This window comes from Amycolatopsis sp. H20-H5, from assembly GCF_035828755.1.
In the GTDB taxonomy this organism is placed as follows: Bacteria; Actinomycetota; Actinomycetes; order Mycobacteriales; family Pseudonocardiaceae; genus Amycolatopsis.
The window spans coordinates 21,854-47,159 of the sequence record NZ_JAYMZS010000033.1 but is presented as its reverse complement, the minus strand read 5'-3'; the positions used below and the strand labels follow the sequence as shown (position 1 = coordinate 47,159).

The window sequence follows — 25,306 nt, the reverse complement described above, 5'->3', positions numbered from 1 at the left end:
CCGGCGAGCACCCCGTGACTTTACGGCGCGGCGGGCCCGACGTCGGCAGGCGTGAGCGGACGGAGTAGCGGGGCCGCCGATGAGTACTCGTCAGCCCCGACGTCGCGGGCACTCCCCCGCGGCTGGCCGTCGATGTCCTCGGTGACCGGCGCCGGGGACAGTGTCGCCGCGCCGATCGCGGGGCTGCTCGCGGTGAGCCGGGAGACGCCGTCGGCGCCCCGCGCGAGCCTCGGGTCGACCCGCCGGTAGCCCGCGGCCGGGGCGTTGCCGTCCGTGCCCGCGCCGAACACGATGTTGCCCGACCAGCGGAAACCGACGGTGTTCCCCATCGACACCAGGTCACCGGTGTCACCGATGAGCAGGTTGTCCGCGATGACGCAGTCGTGCGGCTCGAAAGGCCGGTTGGTCTCGCCCGACAGCGTGCTCTTGTTGTTCAGCAAGGTGTTGTTGGCGATGAGGACCCGGTCGGCCGCGTCGTTGCCACGGCGGGTGTCGTCGGGTTCGCCAGGGGTGTGGTCGCGCTCGCTGCCGCTGCCGACGACCAGTCCCCGACCGGTGATCCCGGCGACGTAGTTGTTGACCACGACGTGGTCGTTACCGTAGATCCGCACCCCTTCCTGGCCGCCGAGCAGGTAGTTCGCCTCGACGCGGGTGCCATTTCCGTGCCGCAGCACAATTCCGCCCTTGCTGTCGCGGATGGTGTTGTGCCGCACGAAGTTGCCGGAGGACTTGATGGAGATCGCCTCGGGGTCGCCGTTGGCACGCTCGAACAGGTTGTACTCGACCTTCGCGCCTGCCTTGGTCAGCGCCCGCGGGCTCAGGCCGAGGCGGATCGGCTCGCCACCGTTGTCGCCCGCGAAGCTGTGGTCGGAGAAGTAGTTCCGGAAGACCTGGACGTTCTGGGCCATCCCGTCCTTCCCCGCGCCTTCGATGCCCAGGAAGATGCCCTGGGTGGTCTTGCCGTGGAAATGGTTGCGGTCGACCTTGCTGTCGTCGGCGCGCACCATCACCCAGTTCAGCTCGGAGATGTCGGCGAACTGGAGATCGTTGCGGGTCAGCCGGATCGCCGAGCAGTCCGGCGGGACGTCGAGGGTCGTGCTCTGCCGCAGCGAGAAACCGCTGATGGTGATGAACGACGAGCTGCTGAACACGAAGCTCTGCTCGCCGCGCAGCACCACGCCGCCGCGGGACTCGGCGACGATCGTGATCGGCTGCGCCTCCGTGCCACGCCTGCCCTTGACCGTGATCGGCTTGCCGGTCGGCACCGTGTAGTCACCGTTCTTGAGGGTGATCACCGCGCCCGCGGCGGCCTTGTCGATCGCGGCCTGCAGTTCCGCCAGCGATTTGACGGGCGCGGCCTCGCGGCAGGACGCCGCGGCGGCGGTGCCCAGCGGGACTACGACGAGTGCGGCGCCGAGCGTGGCGCTGCTGAGGAAGGTTCGGCGGTCCATGATGCCTCCGGGTCAGTCGGGTGGGGACGGAGAGTTCAGTCAGTTCAAGAACAGTTCGATCACCGGAACGGGGGTGTCCGGACGCCGCGTCGGCAGGCGGAGCGTGAGGGTCCCGGCGGGCTGGCCGCTCATCCGGGTGTTCTGGGCCACCGCACCGGGATCGGTCCGGACCTGCTGGATTTCCGAGGCGTCGGTGAGCAGCTGGGCGTAACTCACCCGCCCGGCCAGCCCCGGCAGATGCACGTGGTGCAGCGGCCAAGCGAACAGGTGCAGGTAGAGCCGGTCACCGCGCTGGGTGAATCGGCAGTCGGCGGGCGCGGTGAACTCCGCGGGCCCGCAGCCGCGGATCGACCGCTCGTGGCGGTCCATCCACCGGCCCAGCTCGGCGAGCGTCGCGCTCGCCTCGGGAGAGAATTCGCCCCGGCCGGTCGGTCCGACGTTGAGCAGCAGGTTGCCGTCCTTCGACACGCCGTCGACGAGCATGCGGATGAGCAGCTCAGGACTCTTGCGGTCGAGGTTGTCGCGGTCGTAGCCCCAGCTGCCGTCGAGTGTCTGGCACGCCTCCCACACCACCGGCACGCCGTCGGCCGTCATCGGCCCGGACGGCTGGTACTGCTCGGGGGTGATGAAGTCGCCGGGGACACCGGTGCGATCGTTGACCAGGATTTCGGGCTGGAGCTCACGGACCAGTTCGAGCAGGGCTTTCGAGTCCCAGTCGTCCGGCCCCTTGCCGCCCCACCATTCCTCGCGGCCCGCGTAGGAGAAATCGAAGAACAGGTAGTCGACGGTGCCGTAGCGGGTGAGCAGTTCGCGGACCTGGCCGTGCAGATAGCGCCGGTAGTCGGCGATGTCCGCGTCCGCCGTGGCCGCGATGTGCTCGGCGTCGTCGCGTCGCGGATGGGTGCCGTCGACCGGGAACGACGGGTGATGCCAGTCGATCAGCGAGTGGTAGAAGCCGACCTTGAGCCCCTCCGCGCGGCACGCCTCGGCGAACGGGCCGACGACGTCCTCGCCGTGCGGGGTGTTGGTGACTTTGAACTCGGTGAGATCGCTGTCCCACAGGCAGAACCCGTCGTGGTGCTTGGTGGTGAGGACGACGTAGCGCATTCCAGCGGCTTTGGCGGCCCGCGCCCAGGCGACCGGGTCGTACCGGTCTGCCTCGAAGTGGTCGAAGTAGGGCCGGTACTGCTCGTCGGTCAGCTTCTCGCGGCTCTGGACCCATTCGTGCCTGGCGGCGAGCGAATACAGTCCCCAGTGGACGAACAGGCCGAACCGGTCGCGGGTGAACCACGCGGTGTCGGTGGAACTCACGGAAGTAACGCTCCTTCTGTCTACAGTGGAGTGTTGGGATCAGCCCTTGAGCGCGCCCGAGGCGAGGCCACGGACGAACGAGCGCTGGAAGAACAGGAACACGACCACCGAGGGCAGCAGCGCCAGCAGCGACGCCGCCATGATCACGCCGGGCGTGACGGTCGGATCGATCCGCAGCGTCCGCAGCGCCAGCGGCAGGGTGTACGACGACGAGTCGGTCGACACGAGCAGCGGCAGCAGGTACTGGTCCCAGATCATCGTGAAGCCGAAGACGCCGACGACCCCGAGCGCGGGCTTGCACATCGGCAGGATGATCTGCGCGAAGATCCGCAGGTCACCGGCGCCGTCGATCCGGGCCGCCTCTTCGAGCTCGCGCGGCACGTCCTTCATGAACTCCGTCATGACCAGGATGGAGAACGCCCACGCGCCCAGCGGCACGATCATCCCGGCCAGGCTGCCGATGAGGTTGAAATGCACGATCGGCAGGTCCGACAGGATCAGCGAAAGCGGGATGGCGAGGATCTCCTCCGGCAGCATGAGCGTCGCCAGGATAGCGACCAGCACCAGCGACATGAACCGGAACTTCTTGCGTGCCAAGGCATACCCGGCCAGTACCGAGACGATGACCTGCAGCAGCAGCCCGAACCCGACCACGAAGAACGAGTTCAGCAGGTACTTCCCCACGCCCTGCTCGAAGGCGACGCCGAAGTTGTCCAGGGTGGGACTCGACGGGATCACGCTGAGCGCGGTCGGGTCGGTCACGTGGTCGAACGCGCCGACGAGCAGTGCCAGCAGCGGCCCGGCGAACACCAGGAGCAGCAGCGCGTAGAGGGCGAGCTTCAGCAACCGTCCGGCGGGCGACTTCACCGCGTCCAGGCCGAGTGCCGTGTCGTTGGCCGCGCTCATGCGTTTCGCCTCCGTCGGAGCAGCTGGACGCAGAGCGTCAGCACGAGCGTCGCCAGGAACAGCAGGACGGCTCCCGCCGCGCCGACGCCCAGCCGGTTCTGTTCCAGGCCGAGTTTGTAGATCAGGGTCATGGCCACCTCGGTCGAGCCGTTCGGGCCGCCGTTGGTCAGCAGGAAGACCTCGGTGAACACCCGCAGGCCGCGGATCGCGGCGAGCACGAACAGGATCGAGAACACCGATCGCAACCCGGGCAGGGTCACGTGGACGACCTTCTGCCAGCGGGAAGCACCGTCCACTGTGGCCGCTTCGTAGAGCCCGCGGTCGACCCCGGCCAAGCCCGCCAGGAAGATCATCATGTCGTAGGGCGCGCCGCGCCAGACGCCGGTGACGATGACCGAGATCAGCGAGGTGTCCGGGTCGTTGATGAACCCCGACGGCCCCGCGCCGAACAGCCCGAGCAGGGAGTTCAGCATCCCGTCCCCGGTCGGGTGGTACATGATCCGCCACAGCTCCGCGACCACGGCGATCGGCACGACCACCGGCAGGAACGCCGCCGAGCGCAGGAACTTGAGCCGTTTGGTCTGGCCCTCCATCACCAGCGCGAGCACCAGCCCGAGCAGCATCGAGCCGCCCGTCTGTGCCACCGCGATGACCAGCGTGTGCCAGGTCGCGCTGTGGAACGCCTCGTCACCCAGCACCGCGCTGTAGTTCTCCGTGCCCACCCAGCGGTTGCCCAGATACGGCTGGACGTCCTGAAAGGACATCACCACGGCGGTGATCATCGGGATGAACTTGAAGTACACGAACAGGATCAGCGCCGGGGCGAGGAAGAGCCACGGGGTCCACCGGCTGCCTTCGCGGCGGTAACGCCGTCGGGCCTTCGGCGCGGGCGCCGGGCTGACGGCCTCGTCGATGACCCGCGGACCCGCGTGGTCGACGCTCATGACGCGCCGACTCCTTGTTGTTTCAGGGTCGCCGCGAGTTTCGTGTCGAGTTTGGCCAGTTCCGCCTTGAGGTCGAGGCGGCAGTCGGCGACCAGTGCGCTGACCGTGTCCGCGGTCGCCTGCCGGACCGGCGTCCAGTTCGGGACCGACGGCGCGTAGTGGCCTGAGGACTGGTAGATGTCGGCGTAGGTCTTCCAGCGCGGGTCGGCCCGCACCTTGGTGATGTCGACGTTCTTGTTGACCGGCAGCTGCACGATGAACCCGGAATCGCCCTCCATGCCGATCTGCTGGCCCTCGGCCGAGATCGAGAAGTCGGCGAAGGCGTCCTGCCCGGCCTGGTTCGGCGAACCGGCCATCAGGTAGGTCGAACCGCCCTCGGCCAGCACATCGGCGTTCTTCGCCGCCTTCGGCATCGGGACGACCTCGTACTTGTCCTTGCCCAGCGACTTGTCGAAGCGCGGCAGCAGGTACGGGCCGACGACGTACATCCCGGCCTTGCCCGCCTCGAACGTCTCGTTGGTGGCCGGGGTGGCCATGGTGACCGAGCCGGGCTGGATCACGTTCTCCTTGCAGCCGAGGTCGCGGAACCACTGCGTGGCGGCGATCGACTCGGGCGTGCTCATGGCCGGTTTGAACTTGCCGTCCCCCGCGTCGGCGACGAAGTCACCGCCGCCCGCCCACAGGAAGTTGGAGAAGTACCAGGAGGCGTAGCCCCGCGTGGTCGATAGGGTCGCCGACAGCCCGGCGGTGTCGTTCTTGCCGTTGCCGTCGGGGTCGCCCGTGGTGAAGGCCTTGCCCAGTGCCACCAGGTCGGCCCAGCTCTGCGGGACGCCCATGCCCACCTTCTCCCGCCAGTCCTTGCGGATCAGCAGTGCCGAGGCCTGCGCGGAGAACGGGAGGCCGAACTGCTTGCCGTCACCCGTCTTGCCCGACTTCACGGCCTGCTCGGTGAGTTCGGGAACGTGCTTGAGCTTGCCGAGCTCGATCTCGCGGAGCAGCCCCTGGCTGTGCAGGGTGCCCATCTGGGTGACGTCGTTCATCACGAGGTCGGGCAGGTCGCGCTGCGCGGCACGCTGGGCCAGCTTGGTCTCGAAGTCATCGAAGATCGCGGTGACCTGTACCTGGTAGCCGGTCGCCTTCTCGAAGGCGTCCGCGAGGCGGCGGGTGGCCTTCTCGGCCGGGCCACCGGGGGTCGTCCTGGTCCAGAGTTCCAAGGGTGCCTTGGTGTCCTGCTGGACGTTCGTGCCTGCCGGGCCTGCCGAGCAGCCCGAAAGGACCAGCGCTGAGACGGTGAGTCCCACGCCGATCCACCGCGATCTCCGCATCGATTCTCCTGTTCAGTGTGGACCACGTTGTCTACTCTGGATAACGCTTACCGGAAAGTAAGCGCTTTCAGGCGACAGGTCAATGGTCCGATGATTACGAATCGAACTTGACCCCATGCCGGACAGGCTCACCGAATTTCTCACTGGATGGCATCAAGCATCCGATGTATGGTCGCCCTCGGGAGGCAGAGATGACAGATCCGTTGCACCGGCCGGTAGCGCTGCTCGTCATGGAGGAGCGTCGCCGCGACGACGTCTACCCCAGGGAGGTGGTGCGGGAGATCGAAGCGCTCACGTGCTCGCGGCCGCCGCTCACCCGTGAAGCGCTCGCCAGGGACCCGGCGGCGCTGGCCGGGGTCGAGGTCCTGTTGTCCGGCTGGGGCGCGCCGGTGCTCGACGCGGACCTGCTGCGGCACGCGACGCACCTGCGCGCGGTACTGGTCGCGGCCGGCTCGGTGCACCCACTGACGACGCCAGGGTTCTGGGCGCGCGAGATCCCGATCGTGTCCGCGGCCGCCGCGAACGCCGTGCCGGTGGCGGAGTTCACCCTCGCTCAGATCCTTTTAGGACTGAAGCAGACCCACCGGCTGAGCCGGGAACTCCGCGAGCGGCGGGCCTACCCGGCCGACCCGCGGGTCGCCGGGGCCTACCGGTCCAGGGTGGGACTGTTCGGCCTCGGCGAGATCGGCCGACTGGTCGCCGCCCACCTGCGGAACTTCGAAGTCGAGGTGGTGGCCACCGACCCGGTCGCCGACGTCGCGGAAGCGGCGGACCTCGACATGCGACTGGTGGAGCTGACCGAACTGTTCGACACCTGCGCGGTCGTCAGCCTGCACGCGCCACTGCTGCCGGAGACCGCGGGAGTGGTGAACGGGGACCTCGTGGCACGGCTGGGTCCCGGCGCGACGCTGATCAACACCGCGCGCGGCGCGGTCGTCGACGAACCGTCGGCCGTCGCCGTGCTGCGCGCCCGGCCGGATCTCACCGCGGTCCTCGACGTCACCTGGCCGGAGCCGCCGTCGGCGGATTCCCCGTTCTACAGCCTGCCCAACGTCGTGCTGACCCCGCACCTCGCCGGGGCGCTGGGCGCGGAGCGCGCCCGGCTGGGCGAACTCGTGCTGCGCGAACTGCGACGACTGGTGCTCGGCCTGCCGTTGCACCACGCCGTCGCGCCTGCCAGGGCCCACCTGCGGGCGTGACTGTCCTTTGAGGCCGGTCGGAGGAGTGGTGCGCCCGGGACGAAGGTGTCGACCTCCGTCCCGGGGGGGCTTACGGCTTGACGGCGGCGCGGGCGGACAGGTGCGGATACAACTGGGCCGGGTCCTCGCCGAGCCGGGACTTCCAGCGGGCCGTCCGCCCGTCGGCCAGCACTTCGAGGGAACCGGCCTCGATGCCGTCCAGCGCCGCCTTGGCGATCACCGCCGGGTCCGACTTCTCGTCCTCGATCTCGGCCATCATGTCCGTGTCGACACTGGCCATGGCCAGCGCCGTGACCTGGGTGCCCTGACCGGCGAGTTCGTACCGGATGCCGTTGGTCAGCGCCCAGGCCGCGGCCTTGGACGCCCCATAGCTGTTGGAGTGCTCGTACGCCATCCACGCCATGACCGACAGCACGTTCAGCACGGCACCGCCGCCGTTCGCGCCCAGGATCGGCGCGAACGCGCGAACCATGCGCAGGGTGCCGAAGTAGTTGGTCTCCATCTCCAGCCGGATGTCCTTCTCCGCGCCGTCGGTCAGCCGGGCGAAGGTCGACATCCCGGCGTTGTTGATGAGCAGTGTCGTGTCAGCGGCCATGGCCGCGGCCCGGGTCACGGACGCGTCGTCGGTGACGTCCAGCAGCAGCGGGACGACACCGGGCAGCGCGGGGACGGTCTCCGGCCGGCGAGTCGCCGCATAGACCTTCTGGACGCCCCTGCTTCGCAACTCGGCGACGAAGCTCTGCCCGATACCCCTGTTTGCGCCGGTGACCAGCGCGATCTCGTTTCGAATATCCACGTTCGCTACCCTAGAACCTCACGTTGGCGTGAGGGTCAAGCGCGAAGGCAGGGGAATCGGGCGATGAAGATCGGCGAGGTCGCACAGCGGGCCGGGGTGAGCGTGCGCGCGTTGCGCTACTACGAGGAACAAGGCTTGCTCAGCCCGGAGCGCACGGCGTCGGGACAGCGCCGCTACACCGAGGACACCGTCGAGGTGGTACGCCTGTTCCAGCAGTTCTACGCGGCCGGGCTCAGCAGCCGTGCCATCGCGACACTGCTGCCCTGCGTGAACAACGGCCACACCACCACCACGCAGCGCCGCATGCTCCACGCCGACCGCGACCGCCTCGCGACCAGGGTCGAGGAAATGACCCACACCCTCCACCGGCTCGACCAGCTCATCGCCGCCGACGAGCGCAGCGCCACTCTCGCCGAAGTCCCTGAAGGCCACCATCACGGCGTCTAACGCCGTGATGGTGGCCTTCAGGGACAGTCAAATCACCAGCGACGCGCTCTAGCTGAGCAGCCATCGTCTGGTCAGCTCCAGCACCTCCGTGCGATCGCGGGGGCCGTGATCGGCGGCGATGAAGTGGTTGCCGATCCGCACCGAGAACGCGAGCAGGCAGCGGACCTCGACCTCGCCGTCGTCGGCACAAAAGGAGCCGAACAGCGAGCGCAGGTACGCCATCCGCCGGTTGTCCGCGCGCCGGAGCCGCCGCGCGACCGCCTCGTCGCGCCGCGCCCAGTCGCGGATCGCGAGGTCGGTCGTGGCGCCGATCACCGGGTCGTCACCGGCCGAGGCGATCGCGAACAGCCGCCCCAGTTTGATCCTCGCGTCTCCCCCGCCGCTCTCGGTCCGCTCGATCACCGCCTCGGTGACCTCGCGCTCCCAGGTGTCGAGCATCTCGGTGAGCAGTACGCCCCGATTGCCGAAGTACCCGTAGAAGCCGCCCTTGCTGACGCCGAGCGCCTGTGCCAGCACCTCGATCCGGACGGCCTCCGGCCCACCGGCCGCGAGCGCCCGGAGCCCTTCCTCGATCCACTTGCCCCGAGGCGTGCGGGTCGCGCCCATGCGTTGTCTCCCCTCACGTCCGCCCGGACTATACGCCATCGTATAGATGGGGACGTCCGAGCAGGCCGCCGCGTGGCTAGCCGAGGTCCATCGGGTCGCCACCGCCCGGCAGCTGCGGCGGATCGAAGTCGCCACGCTCCAGCCGCGCCCAGTCCTGGGGCGTGGGATCGGGGTAGTAGCGCTGCCAGGCCTCGTCCCCCGGCCAATCGCCGGTTCGCGCGGCGTTGCGGGCCTCGTGCAGTTCGAACGCGTCGGCGTCGTCCAGCGGACGGGTGGTCACGTGCGGGTTGCCCGCCGCGCCCGTGCCCGGGACGGTCGCGCCGCCGGTGGGCACGTCCGCGCCCGGTGCCGGGTTGTAGCGCAGGCCTTCGCCGCCGCGGTGGACGTCGTCGACCATCCGGTGGTAGGAGTCGTCGGCCATGTCCCGCCGGATCTGCATCTCGGGATCGGCGTGGGTGCCCTGGAAGCCGGGCTGGTGGGCGTACCCGAGCTGGTTGAGCTGGATCGCCGTGTTCGGGTCGTTGGCCTCCAGCGCGTTGCGCTGGGACTCCCGGTAGGAAGTCGAGTTGAAGCCGGACTCGTGGACGGCACTGCCGGTCCCGGTACCGGGGTGACCGCGGTGGGCGCCGTGCTCCTCGTAGTAGGCCCAGGCGTTGTTCTCGAGGTTCGGGTCGTCCTTCCGGGCGACCTTGCTGGGGCCACCGTTGTCGTTGAGCACGTCGAAGCCCGCGGTGTGCTCCGACTGGTGGGTGGAGTTGCCGTCGATCTTCGACCCGAACTCCTTCTCCAGGCGCTTGCGCTCGAAATCCTTGTCCCCGTAGGTGCCTTCCGGGTACTTGTGCTTGCGCCGCTTCACCGGCGGGGCCTCGTTGGGACGGCTGTACGGGTGGAACCTGTCCGGCTTCTTGCCGCCGCCTCCGCCACCGCCGGCGGCGTCGGCGCACGGGGCGACCTTGGCCAGCCCGAGCGGGTCGATCAACGCGGTCGGATTTCCCACGTACGCCAGGGAATCCGGGTCCGGCGTGAGGCCGAGCGGGTCGTGCGAAAGGTAACGCCCGGTCTCCGGGTCGTAGTAGCGGTGCAGGTTGTAGTGCAGGCCGGTCTCGGGATCGTGGTACTGGCCGGGGAACCGCAGCGGCGTGCCCGCCTGGCCACCGGTGGACACCATCGGTCCCCACAGCGCGGTGTGCTGGTGCCCGGCCAGCGCGCCGGAGTCGTCCAGCAGTTCCGCGGGAGAGCCGACGAGGTCGGTCACGATCGCGTGGAACCGATCGTTCACCTCGGGCCCGCCGAGCACCCGTTCCGTCTGGGTGAGGGGACGTTCGGCCCCCGGCGCCCACTCCCAGACGGTGGCCGTCAGCGGCCTGCCGGGTACGCCGCGCACCTCTTCGGCGAGCAGCGTGCCGTCCCAGGCGAACTCGGTCTGCTCGACGACGGCGCCCGCCTCGTCGAGGTGCTGCTTGGCGATCCGCCTGCCCAGCGCGTCATAGCGGTAGCGCCAGTTCGCCCCCTGCGGGGTGCGGACCCCGATCAGGCGATTTTCGGCGCTCCAGCGGTACTCCCAGCGTTGGGCGCCGCGCTCGCGGAAGGCGACCCTGCCGTCGGTGTCGTGGCCGTAGCGAGTGGCGCCGGCGGACGTCAGCAAGGTGCCCTGGTAGGCGCGGGGGCCGCCGGCCCCGGGTGCGCCCGGCCAGTCCGCCGCGGTGATCGCGCCGGCCAGGTCGTAGGTGTACCGCTCCTGCCACCGCGCGCCGCGCACGGCGAGCACCTGCCCGCCAGGGGTGACGTCCAGGTCGCGGGGCCCGGAGATCAGGTCGTTCACCGCGGACAGGTAGCCGTCGGGCAGGTAGCCGTACTCGCGTCGCTGCACGGTGGCGCCGCCGCGCCGCACGGTCTGGGTCGCCAGCTGGCCCGAGGGCGTCCAGTCCTGCCGGAGTTCGGCGGCGATCCCGGCACCGGTGAGCAGCCGCCGGACCGTTTCCCGGCCGGCGAGGTCGTATTCGAAACGGAGGGTGCGCCCGGCGCTGACCATCGAGGTCGCCCGTCCGCGCGGGTCGTAGCCGAACACCGACTCGGCGCCGGACGGGGTGTGCCGGTGGGTGCGGCGGCCGAGCGGGTCGTAGCCCGAACTCACGACGCGTCCGTTGACCGATTCGGCCACCACCCGGCCCAGCGCGTCGTGGCTGAACCGCACCTCGCTGTGCGCGTTGCGGGCGAGGACCATCCGGTCGGCGCCGTCATAGGCGAATTCGGCGACCTCGTCGGCGCTGCGGCGGCGGATCAACCGGCCCAGCGCGTCCCGCTCCAGGACGATGGTCTGCCCGGCGCCGTTGCTGCGCAGCACCAGCCGTCCCGCGGGGTCGTACGCGTAGTCGAGGACACGGCCGTTGTAGTCGGTCTCCCGCACGAGCCTGCCCGCGGGGTCGTAGTCGAAGCGCCAGACCCCGCCCTGTTCGTTGGTCACCGTGACCAGGCGCAGCTCGGTGTCGTAGCCGTACCGCAGGACGCCGCCGTCCGGCCGCCGCTCGACGACCGGCAGGTCGAAGTGGGCGTACTCGACGCGGCTGACACCGCCGCGCGGGCCGGTCCGCTCGTCGGTGTTGCCGCGGGCGGTCGAGGCGAACCGGTGCACGGCGCCGTCCGCGTCGACCTGTTCGACGAGCTCCCCCGCGGCGTTGCGGGCCATCCTGCTCACCGCGCCGAGCGGGTCGGTGACGCTCGCGGTCCGGCCGAGTTCGTCGTAGGTGTAGCGGGTCACCGCGCCGTCCGGGGCGGTGACGGTCACGGGCAGGCCCGCCGCGTTGGCCTCGAACCGGGTGACGCCGCCGAGCGCGTCCGTCACGGTGGCCATCGTGCCGGTGGCCTCGTCGTAGGTGTACGCGTCGACGGCGCCGATCGGGTCTGTGCTGCGGACCAGCCGCCCACGCTCATCGTGCTCGTAGCGCCACGCGGCGCCGTCCGGTCCGGTGACCAGGACGGGCCGGTTGCGGGCGTCGTACTCGGTGGTCATCCGGCTGCCGTCCGCCCGGACGACGGTGACGACGTTGCCCACGGCGTCACGCTCCCAGCGCGTGACGTGGCCGAGCTCGTCGGTGCTGGAGACCGCCCGGCCGAAGCGGTCCAGCTCGGTGCTGGTGGTGTTGCCGAGCGGGTCGGTCCGGCCGATGACGCGCAGCCGCTCGTCCAGCCGGTAGCGGGTGAGTCCGCCCAGCGAGTCCGTGACCGTGGTGACCAGGTTCTCCCGGTCGTAGGCCAGTTCCGTGTCGAGGTAGCCGTCGGTGCCCTGGGCGCGGACGCAACGGCCCTCGGCGTCGTAGCCGTAGCTGTACCAGCGGCCGTTCACGTCCTCCCAGCGGACGATCCGGCCGTCGGCGTCGTAGCGGAACCGCTGCGGGGTCCCGGCGGGGTCGATCACCTCCGCGAGCCTGCCGGCGGCGTCGTAGCGGTACTCGCACAGCGCGACCGGCGAACCGGGCACACGCAGCGCGGTGATCAGCCCGTCCGCCGAGTCGATCTCGACGCGGTACCCGCCGGAGTGCTCGATCGCCACCGGCACGCCGTCGCGGTACTGCACCTCGATCCGGTTGCCCGCACCGTCGACGACCGCGCGCAAGGGCAGTGTCGACTGGCCGGCTCGGGCGGCGAAGTAGCGCATCCGGTCGGACTGCGGATCGCCGACCACGAAGCCGTGCCGCACCCGGCGCAGCGCGAGATACGGCCCCTCGTCGGGCAGCACGGCCTCCATGCCGCGCGGCATCGGGTACCGCAGCAGCAGCCCGTCCGCGAGCGCGAGGTACAGCCCGTCCGGCTCGACCTCGATCCGTTCGTCCACTGTGGACGTCCACGTGGGACCGAAGAACCGGCCCGACTGGTAGCTGGACAGGTGGGTGCGGCCGAACTCGACGGGCAGCGCGCCGGGCAGCGTCAGATCCGTCTGCTCCAGGAGCACCGCGCCGGTGGCCACGTCGATCGGGTCGCCGCACTTCGACTTGTCCGGGGACGGCGTCGTGTGCTCGGCCGGGTTGGGGTTGCTTTCACTGATCCGCGCAGGGGTGGCGGGCCCGCCCTTGGGCGTGCCCGAGGGGTTCGTGCGGCCGTCGGGGCCGGTGCCGGGCGAGGGATCGGTACTCCTCGGCGGCTCGTCAGGCGCCTTCGGCGGCTCGTCGGGGGCCTTCGACACCGGCGGCGGGTCGGCCTTCGGCGGCGCGCCCGGCGAACCCGACGGGGTGGTGCTCCCGTCCGGCGGGGGCTTGGCCGCGCCTTTCTCGCCCGCGCCACCACCCTTCGGCCCCGCCGAGGGATCCTTCGGGCCCGACGGGACCGAGTCGACCTTCCCCTGCGCCTTCACCGCGCCCGGCTTGATGTCCCGCAGCCCCTTCGAGGCGTCGGCGAACAGGTCACCCGCGCGCTTGAGCAGCGGGATCAGCGACTGCAGCGCCTTGACAAGGCGCTTGGTGATGTCCGCGATCTTCGAGGCCGTCTTCGCCACCGCGTTGATCACCTGGGGCACCACCCAGATCAGGCCGATGCCGAGGGTGAACACCACCTGCAACGCCCAGCTGATCATGTGCCCGACCAGCTCCGCGATGATGTCGCGGACCAGCGCGCGAACAGCCGCGACGACCTCGCCCGCGGTCTTCACCCCGCTGGACGCGCCCTCGCACCCCTTCTGGGCGGCGCTGAGCAGCGACACCGTGTTCGCGGCGCGCAGACGGTAGGTGTCCGCCGCGATCCCGGTCCACGACGCGGTGTCCGCCGACACCATCGACGCCAGATCCCCGCCGACGCCGCCCAGTTCGGTGGCGATGTTCTTCCAGGTCTCCGACTGCGCGGCGATCTCGTCGGCGTTGCCCGCCAACGCGTTGAGGGCCTCCTTGAGCGGCCCGACGTGCTCGATCAGCCAGCCCACACCCGCGGCCAGCGCGGCACCGAAGGGGTCCATCGCCATCGACAGCGCGTCCAGCGCCGTCCCCACCGAACCCAGCGCCACCGACGCCCAGTCGCCGGACTCGATCGCCGACTTCAGATCGCTCGCCGATTCCGCCAGCGAGATACCCGAGTACGCCTTCGTCGAATCCTGCGCTTGCGCAACCAGCGGATTGCTCACAACTCTCCTTGTCACTACGCGGACCAGCGTCGCCGGGCACGGTACTTACGCATAGTAGGTGCGGCACGTGGGGGCGGGATTCCCAACCCACGCACAGTTGCCCAGGTGGTCAACGTTTCCTGCACCTTGTGACCCGGGCGCGGGCGTCGTCTGCTCGACGATCCGGGCAACCAGCCGATCGGGTGCGGATCGCATCGAATCGGCGTAAACCGCGAGCGCCGTTCTGCCGCTTATGGTTGGATCTGCCACCAGGGTGACATGGGGGCCCGATATGTTACATCGGGGAGCTCGAGGGAGCGACGACTTGAGGGGGACGCACATGCGGCGCACTGTGGTGACCTTGGCCTGCCTGGGGCTCATGGCCGTGGCGGGCGGCTGCGGCAGCGGGTCCGGCGGGCAGGCTTCCGGACCGGTGAGCGGGACGTCGCCGGTGGCCCCGAGCCCGGCCGCACCCGAGGCGAAGACCGCGGACCCGCCGACGGAGTTCGACGACAAGGCGGTGGCGCTGCCGTCGTCCGCGCTGCGCGCCAACCTCGGCGGGGAGATCGTCTCCAAGTTCGTGAGCCTCCGGGACCGGACCGCCTACATCGTGACCCCGGACGCCCTGATCGCGGTGGACGCGCTGACCGGACGGCAGACGTGGACCACCAAGATCGACGGCAAGGCCGCGGACCCCAACGCCCAGAGCGGGCCGTTCGTCAACCCGGTCGGTCCCCTCCCGCCGATGGTCACCGAAAAGCTGGCCGTGGCGGCGGTGCCGACCGCCGTGCCGGAGCAGGGCACCACCCCGGGCTACACGGCGCTGACGGTCGTCGCGACCGGCACCACCACCGGCGCGAAAGCCTGGCAGGCAGACGTCAAGGTCGCCGACGACAGTTACGGCGGCGGTGGCCAGAGCGCCATCAGCAAGGTCGCCGCGGTCACCGACAAGGTGGTCGTGGCCAGCTACCACCGCGACGAGGACAACCTGACGGTGGGCCTCGACGCCCAGACCGGCAAAACCCTGTGGGACCGCAAGGACTACGACGCCGGCGCCGCCAGCGGCGACGTGCTGGTGGGCACCGACTACAACGTGGCCGAGAACTCCTCGATGGTGCAGGCCACCGCACTCGACGTCGCCACCGGCAAGCAGCTCTGGACGGGTGCGACCAGGTCGAGCGCGGTCGTCGTGGTGCCGTCCGACCCGGGACTCGCCGTGGTGAAACACACCGACTACGACTCCGGCGAACCGTCGATGCTGTTCCTCGACCCGGCGAGCGGCACGGAGAAGAGCAAGCTCACCCGGGACTACAACTACGCGATCAAGGACTACGGCGACTGCCTGTACGACCAGCAGTCCGTGCTCGTGTGCACGGTCGACTCGCAGGTCACCGCGTACGACGCCAAGACAGCCAAGAAGCTGTGGGCACTGCCGGACTCCGCCGCCAACCGGGTCGCGCCCCGCCACGTCGCGACCGTGTGGCACGGCGCCCTCTACGGCACGACCAACGGCGGCGCCGCGATCGTGCTCGACGCCAAGACCGGCAAGGACATTTCCAGCACGCCGGGCGTCACCCCGTCCTGGGTCAGCGAGTACGCCGGAATCGGCGTCGACAAGGACGGGGCACCCCAGGCGTACCCGGTCAAGAAGTAGGTCACCGTCCCGTAGGCGCGGACCGGGCGGGCCGGTGTCCGATCAGGACCGATCAGGACCGCGGGCCGCGCAGCTCCGCGTTCTTCTCCTTCAGGCGCTCCGCTTCCTTGCGGGCTTCGGCCTGGTTGGTGCGTTCCCGCTCCAGCCAGGCGGGGCCGTCCGACTTGACCGCGTCGATCTGCTCCGTGGTGAGGGGATCGGTGATTCCGCCCCGCGCGAGACCGCCGATGGAGACGCCCAGCTTCGCGGCGACGACCGGCCGGGGATGCGGGCCGTTGCGGCGCAGTTCGCTCAGCCACTCGGGCGGATCGGTCTGCAGGGCGTTCAGCTCGTCGCGCGAGACGACACCCTCCTGGAACTCCGCGGGGGTGGCTTCGAGGTACACACCCAGCTTCTTCGCCGCGGTCGCGGGCTTCATCGTCTGGGGGGTCTTTGGCGACTTCATGACATCGAGGGTATCGGGCGTGTGCGCCACCTCCGATCACACCCGGTAATCTGGGCTCGTGACAGGCCCGGACGCACCTTCAGCATTCACGCTCGCGTACGTCCCCGGGGTGACGCCGGCCAAGTGGGTGCGGACCTGGAACGAGCGGCTGCCCGGGGTCCGGCTGACCCTCGTCGGGGTGCCCGCCGCCGAGGCCGCCGGTCTGGTGCGGGAACGCGAGGCCGACGCGGTGCTCCTGCGGCTGCCGATCGACCGGACGGGCCTGCACGCGATCCCGCTCTACACCGAGACGACCGTGGTCGTCGTCCCGAAGGACCATTTCGCGGCCGCCGCCGACGAGGTGTCCGCCGGGGACCTGGCCGACGACGTCGTGCTGCACCCCCTCGACGACACTCTCGCCTGGGAGCAGCTGCCCGGCCGACCGGCGATCGAGCGCCCCGCCACGACGGCGGACGCCATCGAGCTGGTGGCGGCCGGGGTCGGGGTGCTCGTCGTGCCGCAGTCCCTCGCCCGGCTGCACCACCGCAAGGACCTCACCCTACCGGCCCGTGCCGGACGCCCCGGAATCGCGCGTCGCGCTGTCGTGGCTGGAGGACGAGACCACGGACCTGATGGAACAGTTCATCGGGATCGTCCGCGGCCGGACCGTCAACAGCACACGGGGGCGCGCACCGGCCCCTGCGCCGGAGAAGCGCAAGCGGCCCGAAACCGAGGGGCGCAAGCCCGCGGCGGGCAAGAGTCGTCAGCGAGGCGGCAAGACCGGGAAACCCCGCCGCCGGTCCTAGCCGATTCACCGTCCGAAGTAGACACTCAGCAGCGCGGACGAGCGCCAGCCGGAGCGGCAGTCCGCCCAGTGGAACGTTTTCCTTGCCTTCCCCCGAGGCGCGACCGTTAGCCTGCACCCCATGATTGCCACCGTGGTCTGGGGTACGGGAAATGTCGGCCGCGCGGCGATCCGGGCCGTCGACGCCCATCCGGCGCTGGACCTCACCGGGGTGCTCGTGCACAGTCCTGGGAAGGTCGGCCGCGACGCCGGTGAGCTCGGCGGGCTTGGCCGTGAGCTCGGCGTGGCGGCGAGCAGCGACATCGGCGCGGTGCTGGCCGCCGGTCCGCAGGCCGTCGTGTACGCGGCGTCCGGGGACATCCGGCCCACCGAGGCGCTCGCCGACATCACCAGAGCGATGCGGGCGGGCGCGGTGGTCGTCACTCCCGCGCTCTACGCCCTCTACGACCAGCGCAACGCACCACCGGAGCTGCGGGAGCCGGTGCTGGCCGCCGTCGCGGACGGCGGGGGCTCGCTGTTCGTCTCCGGCGTCGATCCCGGCTGGGGCAACGACGTGCTGCCGCTGCTGATCAGCGGGCTCGGCACCACCGTGGACGTGCTCCGGTGCCAGGAGATCTTCGACTACTCCACCTACGACCAGCCCGATTCCGTCCGCTACCTGATCGGCATGGGCCAGCCGATGGGCTACACGCCGCCGATGCTGATGGCGACGGTCCCGACCATGGTGTGGGGCGGGCAGATCCGGCTGATGGCCAGGGCGCTCGGCGTCGAGCTGGACGAGATCCGCGAGACGCTCGAGCGGCGCCCGCTCGAGGACACCGTGCGCACCAGGACCATGGGCGAGTTCGAGGCGGGCACCCAGGGCGCGGTGCGCTTCGAGGTGCAGGGCATCGTCGGCAGGCAGCCGCGCATCGTCATCGAGCACGTCACGCGGATCCACCCGTCCTGCGCGCCGGACTGGCCGTCGCCGCCGAACGGTGTGGGAGCGCACCGGGTCGTCGTCGAAGGTCGCCCGCGCATCGAGGTCACCATCGAGGCCACCGACGAGGGCGAGAACCGGTCCGCGGGCGGGAACGCCACCGCGGTCGGCAGGCTGGTGGGAGCCATCGACTGGCTCGCCGACGCGAAGCCAGGACTCTACGACGCACTGGACGTCCCGCTGCGGCCCGCACTCGGCAAGCTCGGAAGGAGACAACGATGAACATCGACATCCCCGAAGGCAAGGACCCGATCGGCTACGTCTGGGGGGAGATGGTCCCCGGGATCGGGACGGCGGCGGCCGCCTTCTCGCTGTCGGTGTACGCCAACACCACGCTCGGGCTCCGCGAGTTCGAGGCCGCGCGGCTGCGGATCGCGCAGATCAACGGTTGTGTCTTCTGCCTGGACTGGCGGACCGACCGCGACGGGCAGAAGGTCGAAGACGGGTTCCCCGACGCGGTGACCCAGTGGCGCACCACGGAAACGTTCGACGAGCGCACCCGGCTGGCGGCCGAGTACGCCGAGCGGTACGCGCTGGACCACCACGGCCTCGACGACGAGTTCTGGGCCAGGATGAAGGCGGGCTACAGCCAGCAGGAGATCGTGGAGCTGACCATGAGCATCGGTTCCTGGCTGGCGTTCGGCAGGCTCAACCGCGTGCTCGGCATCGACACCGTCTGCGTCCTGCCGACGGCCTGAACGAGCCTGCGGGGCGGGCTCGGGCCCACCCCGCGGGCGTCGTCACAGGTCGGTGGCGACGATCTTCTCGATGTTCCGTTCCGCGAGCGCCGTGATGGTGACGAACGGGTTCACGCTGGTGTTGCCGGGAATGAGCGCGCCGTCGATGACGTAAAGACCGGGGTGGCCCTGGACCCGGCCGTAGTTGTCGGTGGCCTTGTTCAGCACCGCGCCGCCGAGGGGGTGGTAGGTGAGATGGTCGCCCCAAATCTGGTAGACGCCGAAGAGGTCCGTCCGGTAGATCGTGCCCTCCTTCGCGTTGATCTTGTCGAAGATGCTCTTGGCCATGTCGATCGAGGGCTGTTTCCACGCGACCTGCCAGCTCAGCTCGACCGTGCCCGTCGCGGCGTTCCAGGTGAACTCGGCGCGGTTCGGGTTCTTGGTGATCGACAGGTAGAACGAGGCGAACGTCTCGATCCCGGTCGGCAGCGGGGCGACCTCCGCGAACGCGCCGCCCGCCGCCCAGTTGTCGATGCCGCCGGTGGGGATGGCCGCCTGGAGGCTGCCGGTCGGGTCCCACAGGTGGTTGGCGCGGCCGCACATGACGTTTCCGTTGTCACCCCAGCCTTTCCCGACCTCGTTGTTCAGGTTGGGCAGCGCGCCGGTGGCCTTGAGCCGGACCAGGAGCTTGCTGGTGCCGACGCTGCCCGCGGCGAAGAACACCTTGTCCGCGGTCACCGTCTTGGTGGCCATGGTGTCGCCGCTCGTGGTGAGCTGGTCGATGACGACGGTGTAGCCGCCCCCGGCCGCCGGGGAGACCGACGTGACCTTGTGCAGCGGCGAGATGGTGACCCGGCCGGTCGCCTTGATCCGCTCGAGGTAGGTCTTCTGCAGCGATTTCTTGCCGTAGTTGTTGCCGTAGAGGATCTCGCCCGCCAGCGCCGACTTGGGCACGGTCCCGGCCGCCTCCTGCTTCAGGTAGTCCCAGTCGTAGACGTCGGGCACGAAGACGAACGGGAATCCCGAGCGCTGAGCCTGTTTACGGCCGACCCTGGCGTACTGGTAGCAGTCGGTGGTCTCGAACCAGGACTGGTCGATGGTGCCGACTCCGAGCCCGGCGTTGGCGCGCGGGTAGTAGACGTCGTACATCTCCGCCGCGCTCACCGACGGCAGGATCGCGCCGAAGTTCTCCCGCTTCGGCGTGACCGCCATCCCGCCGTTCACCAGCGAGCCGCCGCCGACGCCCCGGCCCTGGTAGACCGTGATCCCGCTGAAGTCCTCGGCGTCGAGGATCCCGGTGTAGCGCGGGATGTCCCGGTCGATCGGGAAGCCGAAGAAGTTGCTCAGCGGCTGTTTGCTTTTGGTGCGCAGCCAATAGGACCGGCCGTCCGGGCTCGTCGTGTTGGCGAAGATCTTGCCGTCCGAACCGGGGGTGTCCCACGCCATGCCCATCTCGATCATCTGGACGTCGACGCCCGCCTGAGCGAGCCGGAGAGCGGCGACGGAGCCGCCGTACCCGGTGCCGATCACCAGCACCGGGACGTGGGCCCCGGTGACGATCCCGGCGGCCGCGACGGGGGCGCCTTTCCGTGGCGCGGCGGCGGCGTGACCGCCGAGCGCGACCGCACCCAAGATAGAACCTGTTCCTGCAATAAAAGATCGACGGGATACCGCCGTGGAACTGCCAGTCCACATGGCTTTTTCACTCATGTGATGTTCCTCATCCTTGAGGTATTTAGAACAAGTTATACTTTCACTTGAACCTCAAGTCACTACGTACCCATGGGTAACTTAAGGTGCTTCCCGCGGCCGGAGAGCAGTTCTCGCCCCGCTCGCCCGCCCCGCCGGGCGGGTGGGGTAGCCGACCGGCGCTGCCCGGCCCGCCACTCCGCCCGGCTGGTCACGTCAGGTGACCGGAAGAACAGCCCGTGCTGGTCTTGTCGCCGAACGTGGGCGTTGCCATAGTCGCAGTGCGCAGTGCGCTGCCGAACTGGAACGGGGACAGACAATGCGATCTTCCGGACGAGCGGCGTTCTTCGACGTCGACGAGACCGTGATCAAGGCGAAGAGCATGTTCGACTTCCTGCGCTTCTGGCTGGACACGCGGGGTGACGACGGCACCGCCTACGAGCGGGCCATGAGCGACATCAAGACGATGGCCGCCGACGACGTCCCCCGGAGCGAGATCAACCGGAGCTACTACCGCCTCTACACCGGCTCGTCGTACGACGAACTGCTCACGGCGGGCCGGGCGTGGTACGCGGCCTACCGCACCGGTTCCGCCGCGTTCGTGAAGGCCACGGTGCGGGCGGTCGAGGTGCACCGCGCGGCGGGCGACTCCGTCGGCCTGGTGTCCGGCTCGTTCCCGGCCTGCCTGCGACCGCTGGCCGAAGACCTCGGCGCCGACGTCGTCCTGTGCACCGAACCCGTGGTGGGCGACGGCGGCCTGCTCACCGGCGAGGTCGTCACCCCGATGATCGGCGCGGCCAAGGCTTCCGCGGTGGCCGCGACGATCTCCGGGTGGGGCTTCTCGGCCGCCGAATGCTTCGGCTACGGCGATCACGCCACCGATCTCGACATGCTGTCCGTGGTGGGCAACCCGCGGGCCGTCGAGGGGGACCCGGTGCTGGTCCGGCACGCGCGGGCACGGGGCTGGCCGATCCTGTCCGCGCAGACCGGGCCGCTGCACTGACGGCGGCGCCCGGCCCGGCGGCCGTTCGTTCCACTGTGGACGGTTACTGCCCCCGGGCCTGGGCGCACTGCTCGTAGAGGCCCTCACGCAGCGCCTTGGCCACCGCGACCGTGCGGTTGGTGCAGTCGGTCTTGGCCAGGATGTTGGCCACCAGCCGCTTGGCGCCGTGCTCCGAGATCCGCAGCCGCCGCGCGATCTGCTTGTTGCTCAGCCCCTCCACCATGAGCAGCAGCACCTCCTGCTCCCGCGGGGTGATGCGCGGCTGCGACCGGGCGGGTTCCGCCCGCTCCCCCGCCATCGCCAGCAGGCTGTGCGCCAGCATCGCCGGGATGGGCACCTCGCCGCGGCACATCCGCGACATCGCGTCGTACAGCGTGCCCTCGCTGAGGCTGGACACCGCCAGGAAGCCGGCGCCCTTGATGCCGACCACCTTCGACAGCTCGGTCAGATCGTCGTCGTCGATCAGGAGCATGATCTTGACGCCCCGCTCGCCCGCCTGGTTCAGCCGCAGCCGCATCGGCCCGTCCACCTCGGCCAGCAGCACCACCAGCACGTCGCGGCCACCCTCGGCCAGCTCGATGGCCGCCGCCAGCTCCGGGACGAACCGCACCGCGGACACGCAGTCGAGTGACTGGGACATCCGCTCCACCCCATACCGCAGGAGATCGTTGCCGATCCCCACGACTACCCCGGTCACCAATTGCGCTCGCACGGCCATACGTCCAGCAGTCTCAGTCATTCTTTTCCCCTTGTGCCCGTGGAGTAACCCGACCCATGAGAGAATCCCCCCAGCCGCCGGCCTCATCGCCGCGACGGTAGTGCTGTCCGAATTCGATTAATCGGATACTTCCCGCCAGAATCCGATGCCGAGCAGTGGTCGAAGCGAAGTCTCGATCGACGATTTATTGTGATCTTCGATTAGTCTGGGTCGACCGTTGTTCCTTGTGAAGGATAAGTGCATTATTACAGTCCTTTGTCCGCACAGGACAGCGAATAGGTGTGAGTATGATATTGCTCACAGGGGGTATTTTGGGCGATCTTCTGGACCCCCCGGCCCCGAAGCGGTATGCGATCGCGCGATGACAGTGCGTACCACGCGAATGCGGCGGTCCGGTGCGGGCGCGGAAACAACGGGATAATCCACACGATCAGCCTATTGACTCGACGCACGATCATCCGGTTCCGGTCATTCGACAGAATGATGACAAGCAATGACTTTTCCGTCACGAACACGCCGGGGTGGCAGCGGCCTGAAATGATTGTTGTTAATTCAAGCACCGTCAGGTATTCGGACTTTTCGGACCGGAAAACGAAACGCTTACCCGAATTTCGCCGCCAGCGCCAACGGCAAAAATCCCGGTAAGCCCGACCGTCCGCCGAACACGGATCGGTGCGTTCTTCCGGGATCTTCGCGAACGGCCCAGGCGTCAGCCCGCGACCGGCGCCGCCGTCTTCCCCTTGCGGAGGAAGAAGCCGACGATCAGTGCCACGGCCAGCACGATCAGGCCGTTGGACAGGATGGCCACCGTCACCCCGCTCAGCTTGTTCTCCACGGTCGCCCCGCCCAGCGAGTAGATCCGTGAGGTCGCGATGGCGCTCATGATCGGGATGCCGATGGTGATGCTGACCTGCTGGGTCATCGTGGTGATCCCGGTCGCCAGCCCCTGCTGGTCGTCCGGCAGCCCCGAGGTCGCGGTGACCAGGTAGCCCACGATCGCGCAGACGTGGCCGTAGCTCGAGATGAAGCCGAGCACCAGCACCGGGATCAGCCAGCCGCGGTTGTCACCGGCGAAGTACAGGATCCCGACCGCGACGGCCTGCACGATCAGCGAGATGACCAGCAACGCCCTGCTGCTGCCGAACACGCCGATCCAGCGCGGCGCGGTGACGCCGCCGAGGAACGCGCCGATCCCCAGCACGCCGAAGCAGAGACCGACGGTCAGCGGGCTGTAGCCGAGCACTTCCTGCAGGTACAGGGTGAGTAGGAAGATCATCGCGGTGAAGCCGATGAAGGTGGCCGCGCCACCCAGGTTGCCGAAGCTGACCGACCGCCTGCCGAGCACCCGCACCGAAGCCAGCGGCTCCTTGGACTTCAGCTCGATGAACCAGAACGAGACCAGCAGGACGACGCCCAGCGCGAGCGCGCCGAGAGTGGTCGCGCTGCCCCAGCCCTTCGTGCCGGCCTGGGAGATGCCGAACACCAGTGAGATCAGGCCGACGCTGACGGTGACGGCGCCGGGGATGTCGAGCTTCGCGTGCTGGGTCCGGCTCTCCTTGAGCAGGATCGGCGCGACCACCAGGATGAGCACCGCGACCGGGACGTTGATGAGGAAGGCCCAGCGCCAGCTCACCAGCGAGGTGAGCACGCCGCCGAGGACGGCGCCGAAGGTGAAGCCCGCCGACAGCATCGCGCCGTTGAGGCCGAGCGCGCGGTCACGCAGCGGGCCCTCGGGGAACGAGGTGGTCAGCAGCGAAAGACCGGCCGGGGTGACCATCGCGGTGCCAAGACCCTGTGCCACCCGGGCGATGATGAGCACCGTCGGGCTGTTGGCCAGGCCACCGAGCAGCGAAGCCGCGCCCAGCAGCGCGATGCCCGCCATGAACAGCTTGCGCCTGCCGAACAGGTCGGCGATCCGGCCGAACAGCAGGGTGAAGCCGGCGGCGGTCAGCGCGAACGAGGTCGCGATCCACTGCAGGTTCTCCAGGGAGAAGCCGACCTTCGCCCCGATCTCGGGGACGGCCACGTTCAGGATGGAGAAGTCCACCGCGAGGGTGAACTGGGCCCCCAGCAGCAGGAAAAGAATCAGCCGCTGACGTGAGGTCATGGTGGGCGGGCCTGCGGCGTCCGGCGTGGTTGTCCCGCCGGGCAGTGGTGTTTTGTCGTCGACAGTCGACATGGATGGACCTTTCACTTCCACGGGAGGAGTGCTTCACGGGGAAGTGTGGGACCTGGCTCCAGGGTTACCCAGACCCATCTTTTTCGTACGCCAGGCTTTCCTACCACCGGCAGGGACAGTCTCGGACGTGCTTTGCCCGCGGCGGAAACCCGCTGTGCGCGGGAATCCTCGGTATGCTCGCCCGTGTGGCTCAGCGTAGTGAACTCGGCGAGTTTCTCCTGTCCCGGCGCAACCGGCTTCGGCCGGAGGACGCCGGGCTGACCGGCTTCGGCGCACGCAGGCGCGTGCCAGGGCTCCGCCGCGAGGAGATCGCCCACCTCGCCGGTGTGAGCGCCGCGTACTACACGCGCCTGGAGCAGGGTCAGAACCGCAACGCCTCCCCCGCCGTGCTCGACGCGCTCGCCAGGGCACTGCAGCTCAACGACGACGAGAAGGTGCACCTGGCCAACCTCGCCCGGCCGAGCCGCAAAAATGACGCGGGCTCGCGTCAGGAGCGCGTCCGGCCCGGGGTGCGCCAGCTGATCGAGTCGTTCGACCGGGTGCCGGCCGTGGTGTTGGGCCGGGTCACCGACGTGCTGGCGTGGAACCCGCTCGCCCACGCCCTGCTGACCGGGCACCTGAGCGCGGACAGCCCGCTGCGGCCGGTCGAGAAGCCGAACATGGCCAGGCTGGTGTTCCTCGACGAGCAGGCACACTGGCTCTACTCCAACTGGACCGCGGAGTCCCGTGACCTGGTGGCGCTGCTGCGCATGGTGGCGGGCCGCTACGCCGACGACCCCAAGCTGGCGTCGCTGGTCGGCGAATTGTCGGTGAAGAGCAGCGAGTTCGCCGGGCTGTGGTCCTCGCACCCGGTGCGGGACAAGACCCACGGCGTCCGCGAGTTCCGGCACCCGGTGGTCGGCGAGCTGACCCTGTCGTTCGAAGCGCTGCCCCTGCCCGATTCCGAAGACCAGCGGGTGATCACCTACCACGCCAAGCCAGGCTCGCCGTCCGCGGACGCGCTGGCCAGGCTGGCGGAGTTCGCGGCGACCCTGTCCCCCGTGGCCGAGACCGCCGCCCCGGCGACGGCGAGCGTCGTCAGCTAACCCTCCCGGCACGCCCGAAAGT

General features: G+C 69.5%; 19 protein-coding genes and 1 pseudogene. 8 read left to right on the top strand and 12 right to left on the bottom strand.

From position 1 onward, the window contains the following. Positions 1 to 20: 20 nt before the first annotated feature. From QMK34_RS19920 to QMK34_RS19900, 5 genes are read right to left on the bottom strand one after another with little or no spacing between them, the layout of a single operon-like run. Positions 21 to 1,451: a polysaccharide lyase 6 family protein gene (locus QMK34_RS19920; protein WP_326415623.1), complete on the bottom strand. Its 1,431-nt coding sequence runs from the start codon at positions 1,449 to 1,451 to the stop codon at positions 21 to 23. Positions 1,452 to 1,490: 39 nt separating this feature from the next. Beyond that, positions 1,491 to 2,762: an alpha-L-fucosidase gene (locus QMK34_RS19915; RefSeq protein ID WP_326415622.1), complete on the bottom strand. Its 1,272-nt coding sequence runs from the start codon at positions 2,760 to 2,762 to the stop codon at positions 1,491 to 1,493. A 39-nt stretch (positions 2,763 to 2,801) separates the two neighbouring features. After that, positions 2,802 to 3,668 carry a carbohydrate ABC transporter permease gene (locus QMK34_RS19910; RefSeq protein ID WP_326415620.1) on the bottom strand — a complete coding sequence of 289 codons (867 nt, stop codon included), beginning with the start codon at positions 3,666 to 3,668 and terminating at the stop codon, positions 2,802 to 2,804. Next, the gene (locus tag QMK34_RS19905; protein WP_326415618.1) at positions 3,665 to 4,612 is read right to left on the bottom strand and encodes a carbohydrate ABC transporter permease; all 948 of its coding nucleotides are present in this window, start codon (positions 4,610 to 4,612) and stop codon (positions 3,665 to 3,667) included. Before QMK34_RS19905 ends, QMK34_RS19910 begins: the two co-directional genes overlap by 4 nt. Further along, positions 4,609 to 5,937 (bottom strand): sugar ABC transporter substrate-binding protein, encoded by a 1,329-nt coding sequence (locus QMK34_RS19900; protein WP_326415617.1) that lies wholly within the window; start codon positions 5,935 to 5,937, stop codon positions 4,609 to 4,611. Before QMK34_RS19900 ends, QMK34_RS19905 begins: the two co-directional genes overlap by 4 nt. Positions 5,938 to 6,128: 191 nt before the next feature. Here QMK34_RS19900 and QMK34_RS19895 point away from each other — a divergent pair, with 191 nt between their 5' ends. Beyond that, the gene (locus QMK34_RS19895; protein ID WP_326415616.1) at positions 6,129 to 7,136 is read left to right on the top strand and encodes a hydroxyacid dehydrogenase; all 1,008 of its coding nucleotides are present in this window, start codon (positions 6,129 to 6,131) and stop codon (positions 7,134 to 7,136) included. A gap of 70 nt (positions 7,137 to 7,206) precedes the next feature. Here the strand turns inward: QMK34_RS19895 and QMK34_RS19890 are convergent, their stop codons facing one another. Further along, a complete protein-coding gene (locus QMK34_RS19890) occupies positions 7,207 to 7,932 on the bottom strand; it encodes an SDR family oxidoreductase (protein ID WP_326415615.1) in 726 nt (241 codons plus the stop codon). A 63-nt stretch (positions 7,933 to 7,995) separates the two neighbouring features. On the opposite strand from QMK34_RS19890, the gene QMK34_RS19885 reads away from it, so the two are divergent. Beyond that, positions 7,996 to 8,379, top strand: a complete 384-nt coding sequence (locus QMK34_RS19885) for a MerR family transcriptional regulator (protein ID WP_326415614.1) — start codon at positions 7,996 to 7,998, stop codon at positions 8,377 to 8,379. A gap of 48 nt (positions 8,380 to 8,427) precedes the next feature. Here QMK34_RS19885 and QMK34_RS19880 read toward each other — a convergent pair whose 3' ends face one another. Both QMK34_RS19880 and QMK34_RS19875 read right to left on the bottom strand, forming a co-directional pair. After that, positions 8,428 to 8,985: a TetR/AcrR family transcriptional regulator gene (locus tag QMK34_RS19880; RefSeq protein WP_326415613.1), complete on the bottom strand. Its 558-nt coding sequence runs from the start codon at positions 8,983 to 8,985 to the stop codon at positions 8,428 to 8,430. A gap of 76 nt (positions 8,986 to 9,061) precedes the next feature. Continuing rightward, complete coding sequence (locus tag QMK34_RS19875; protein ID WP_326415612.1) at positions 9,062 to 14,092, bottom strand: RHS repeat-associated core domain-containing protein; 5,031 nt, start codon at positions 14,090 to 14,092, stop codon at positions 9,062 to 9,064. 319 nt (positions 14,093 to 14,411) lie between these two features. On the opposite strand from QMK34_RS19875, the gene QMK34_RS19870 reads away from it, so the two are divergent. Then, a complete protein-coding gene (locus QMK34_RS19870; RefSeq protein ID WP_326415611.1) occupies positions 14,412 to 15,725 on the top strand; it encodes an outer membrane protein assembly factor BamB family protein in 1,314 nt (437 codons plus the stop codon). Positions 15,726 to 15,777: 52 nt separating this feature from the next. On the opposite strand, the gene QMK34_RS19865 is transcribed toward QMK34_RS19870, so the two are convergent. Then, entirely contained in the window at positions 15,778 to 16,170 is a 393-nt protein-coding gene (locus QMK34_RS19865; protein WP_326415610.1) for a DUF5997 family protein, read from the bottom strand. Positions 16,171 to 16,228: 58 nt separating this feature from the next. Between QMK34_RS19865 and QMK34_RS19860 the strand changes: the two are divergent. From QMK34_RS19860 to QMK34_RS19850, 3 genes and pseudogenes are all read left to right on the top strand, one after another. Continuing rightward, positions 16,229 to 16,955: pseudogene (locus QMK34_RS19860) on the top strand (LysR substrate-binding domain-containing protein). A gap of 120 nt (positions 16,956 to 17,075) precedes the next feature. Continuing rightward, positions 17,076 to 18,155, top strand: a complete 1,080-nt coding sequence (locus QMK34_RS19855) for an NAD(P)H-dependent amine dehydrogenase family protein (RefSeq protein ID WP_326415609.1) — start codon at positions 17,076 to 17,078, stop codon at positions 18,153 to 18,155. Continuing rightward, on the top strand, positions 18,152 to 18,631 hold the full coding sequence (locus QMK34_RS19850) for a carboxymuconolactone decarboxylase family protein (RefSeq protein WP_326415608.1): 480 nt from the start codon (positions 18,152 to 18,154) through the stop codon (positions 18,629 to 18,631). Before QMK34_RS19855 ends, QMK34_RS19850 begins: the two co-directional genes overlap by 4 nt. Before the next feature lie 42 nt (positions 18,632 to 18,673). Here QMK34_RS19850 and QMK34_RS19845 read toward each other — a convergent pair whose 3' ends face one another. Beyond that, positions 18,674 to 20,242 carry a GMC oxidoreductase gene (locus QMK34_RS19845; RefSeq protein WP_442785179.1) on the bottom strand — a complete coding sequence of 523 codons (1,569 nt, stop codon included), beginning with the start codon at positions 20,240 to 20,242 and terminating at the stop codon, positions 18,674 to 18,676. A 376-nt stretch (positions 20,243 to 20,618) separates the two neighbouring features. Here QMK34_RS19845 and QMK34_RS19840 point away from each other — a divergent pair, with 376 nt between their 5' ends. Beyond that, a complete protein-coding gene (locus QMK34_RS19840) occupies positions 20,619 to 21,302 on the top strand; it encodes an HAD family hydrolase (protein ID WP_326415606.1) in 684 nt (227 codons plus the stop codon). 43 nt (positions 21,303 to 21,345) lie between these two features. Here QMK34_RS19840 and QMK34_RS19835 read toward each other — a convergent pair whose 3' ends face one another. Both QMK34_RS19835 and QMK34_RS19830 read right to left on the bottom strand, forming a co-directional pair. Further along, positions 21,346 to 22,041, bottom strand: coding sequence for a helix-turn-helix transcriptional regulator (locus QMK34_RS19835; protein ID WP_326415605.1), 696 nt, complete (start codon positions 22,039 to 22,041; stop codon positions 21,346 to 21,348). Between the two features lie 688 nt (positions 22,042 to 22,729). Continuing rightward, positions 22,730 to 24,199, bottom strand: a complete 1,470-nt coding sequence (locus QMK34_RS19830) for an MFS transporter (RefSeq protein ID WP_326415604.1) — start codon at positions 24,197 to 24,199, stop codon at positions 22,730 to 22,732. 185 nt (positions 24,200 to 24,384) lie between these two features. Between QMK34_RS19830 and QMK34_RS19825 the strand changes: the two genes are divergently transcribed. After that, positions 24,385 to 25,284, top strand: coding sequence for a helix-turn-helix domain-containing protein (locus tag QMK34_RS19825; protein WP_326415603.1), 900 nt, complete (start codon positions 24,385 to 24,387; stop codon positions 25,282 to 25,284). The last annotated feature ends 22 nt before the right edge of the window (positions 25,285 to 25,306 follow it).

Bases quoted from the DNA above. Each gene is read 5' to 3' on its own strand.
- QMK34_RS19920 (WP_326415623.1), bottom strand. From the start codon at position 1,451: ATGGACCGCCGAACCTTCCTCAGCAGCGCCACGCTCGGCGCCGCACTC.
- QMK34_RS19910 (WP_326415620.1), bottom strand. From the start codon at position 3,668: ATGAGCGCGGCCAACGACACGGCACTCGGCCTGGACGCGGTGAAGTCG.
- QMK34_RS19905 (WP_326415618.1), bottom strand. From the start codon at position 4,612: ATGAGCGTCGACCACGCGGGTCCGCGGGTCATCGACGAGGCCGTCAGC.
- QMK34_RS19900 (WP_326415617.1), bottom strand. From the start codon at position 5,937: ATGCGGAGATCGCGGTGGATCGGCGTGGGACTCACCGTCTCAGCGCTG.
- QMK34_RS19895 (WP_326415616.1), top strand. From the start codon at position 6,129: ATGACAGATCCGTTGCACCGGCCGGTAGCGCTGCTCGTCATGGAGGAG.
- QMK34_RS19885 (WP_326415614.1), top strand. From the start codon at position 7,996: ATGAAGATCGGCGAGGTCGCACAGCGGGCCGGGGTGAGCGTGCGCGCG.
- QMK34_RS19880 (WP_326415613.1), bottom strand. From the start codon at position 8,985: ATGGGCGCGACCCGCACGCCTCGGGGCAAGTGGATCGAGGAAGGGCTC.
- QMK34_RS19870 (WP_326415611.1), top strand. From the start codon at position 14,412: ATGCGGCGCACTGTGGTGACCTTGGCCTGCCTGGGGCTCATGGCCGTG.
- QMK34_RS19865 (WP_326415610.1), bottom strand. From the start codon at position 16,170: ATGAAGTCGCCAAAGACCCCCCAGACGATGAAGCCCGCGACCGCGGCG.
- QMK34_RS19855 (WP_326415609.1), top strand. From the start codon at position 17,076: ATGATTGCCACCGTGGTCTGGGGTACGGGAAATGTCGGCCGCGCGGCG.
- QMK34_RS19850 (WP_326415608.1), top strand. From the start codon at position 18,152: ATGAACATCGACATCCCCGAAGGCAAGGACCCGATCGGCTACGTCTGG.
- QMK34_RS19840 (WP_326415606.1), top strand. From the start codon at position 20,619: ATGCGATCTTCCGGACGAGCGGCGTTCTTCGACGTCGACGAGACCGTG.
- QMK34_RS19835 (WP_326415605.1), bottom strand. From the start codon at position 22,041: ATGACTGAGACTGCTGGACGTATGGCCGTGCGAGCGCAATTGGTGACC.
- QMK34_RS19830 (WP_326415604.1), bottom strand. From the start codon at position 24,199: ATGTCGACTGTCGACGACAAAACACCACTGCCCGGCGGGACAACCACG.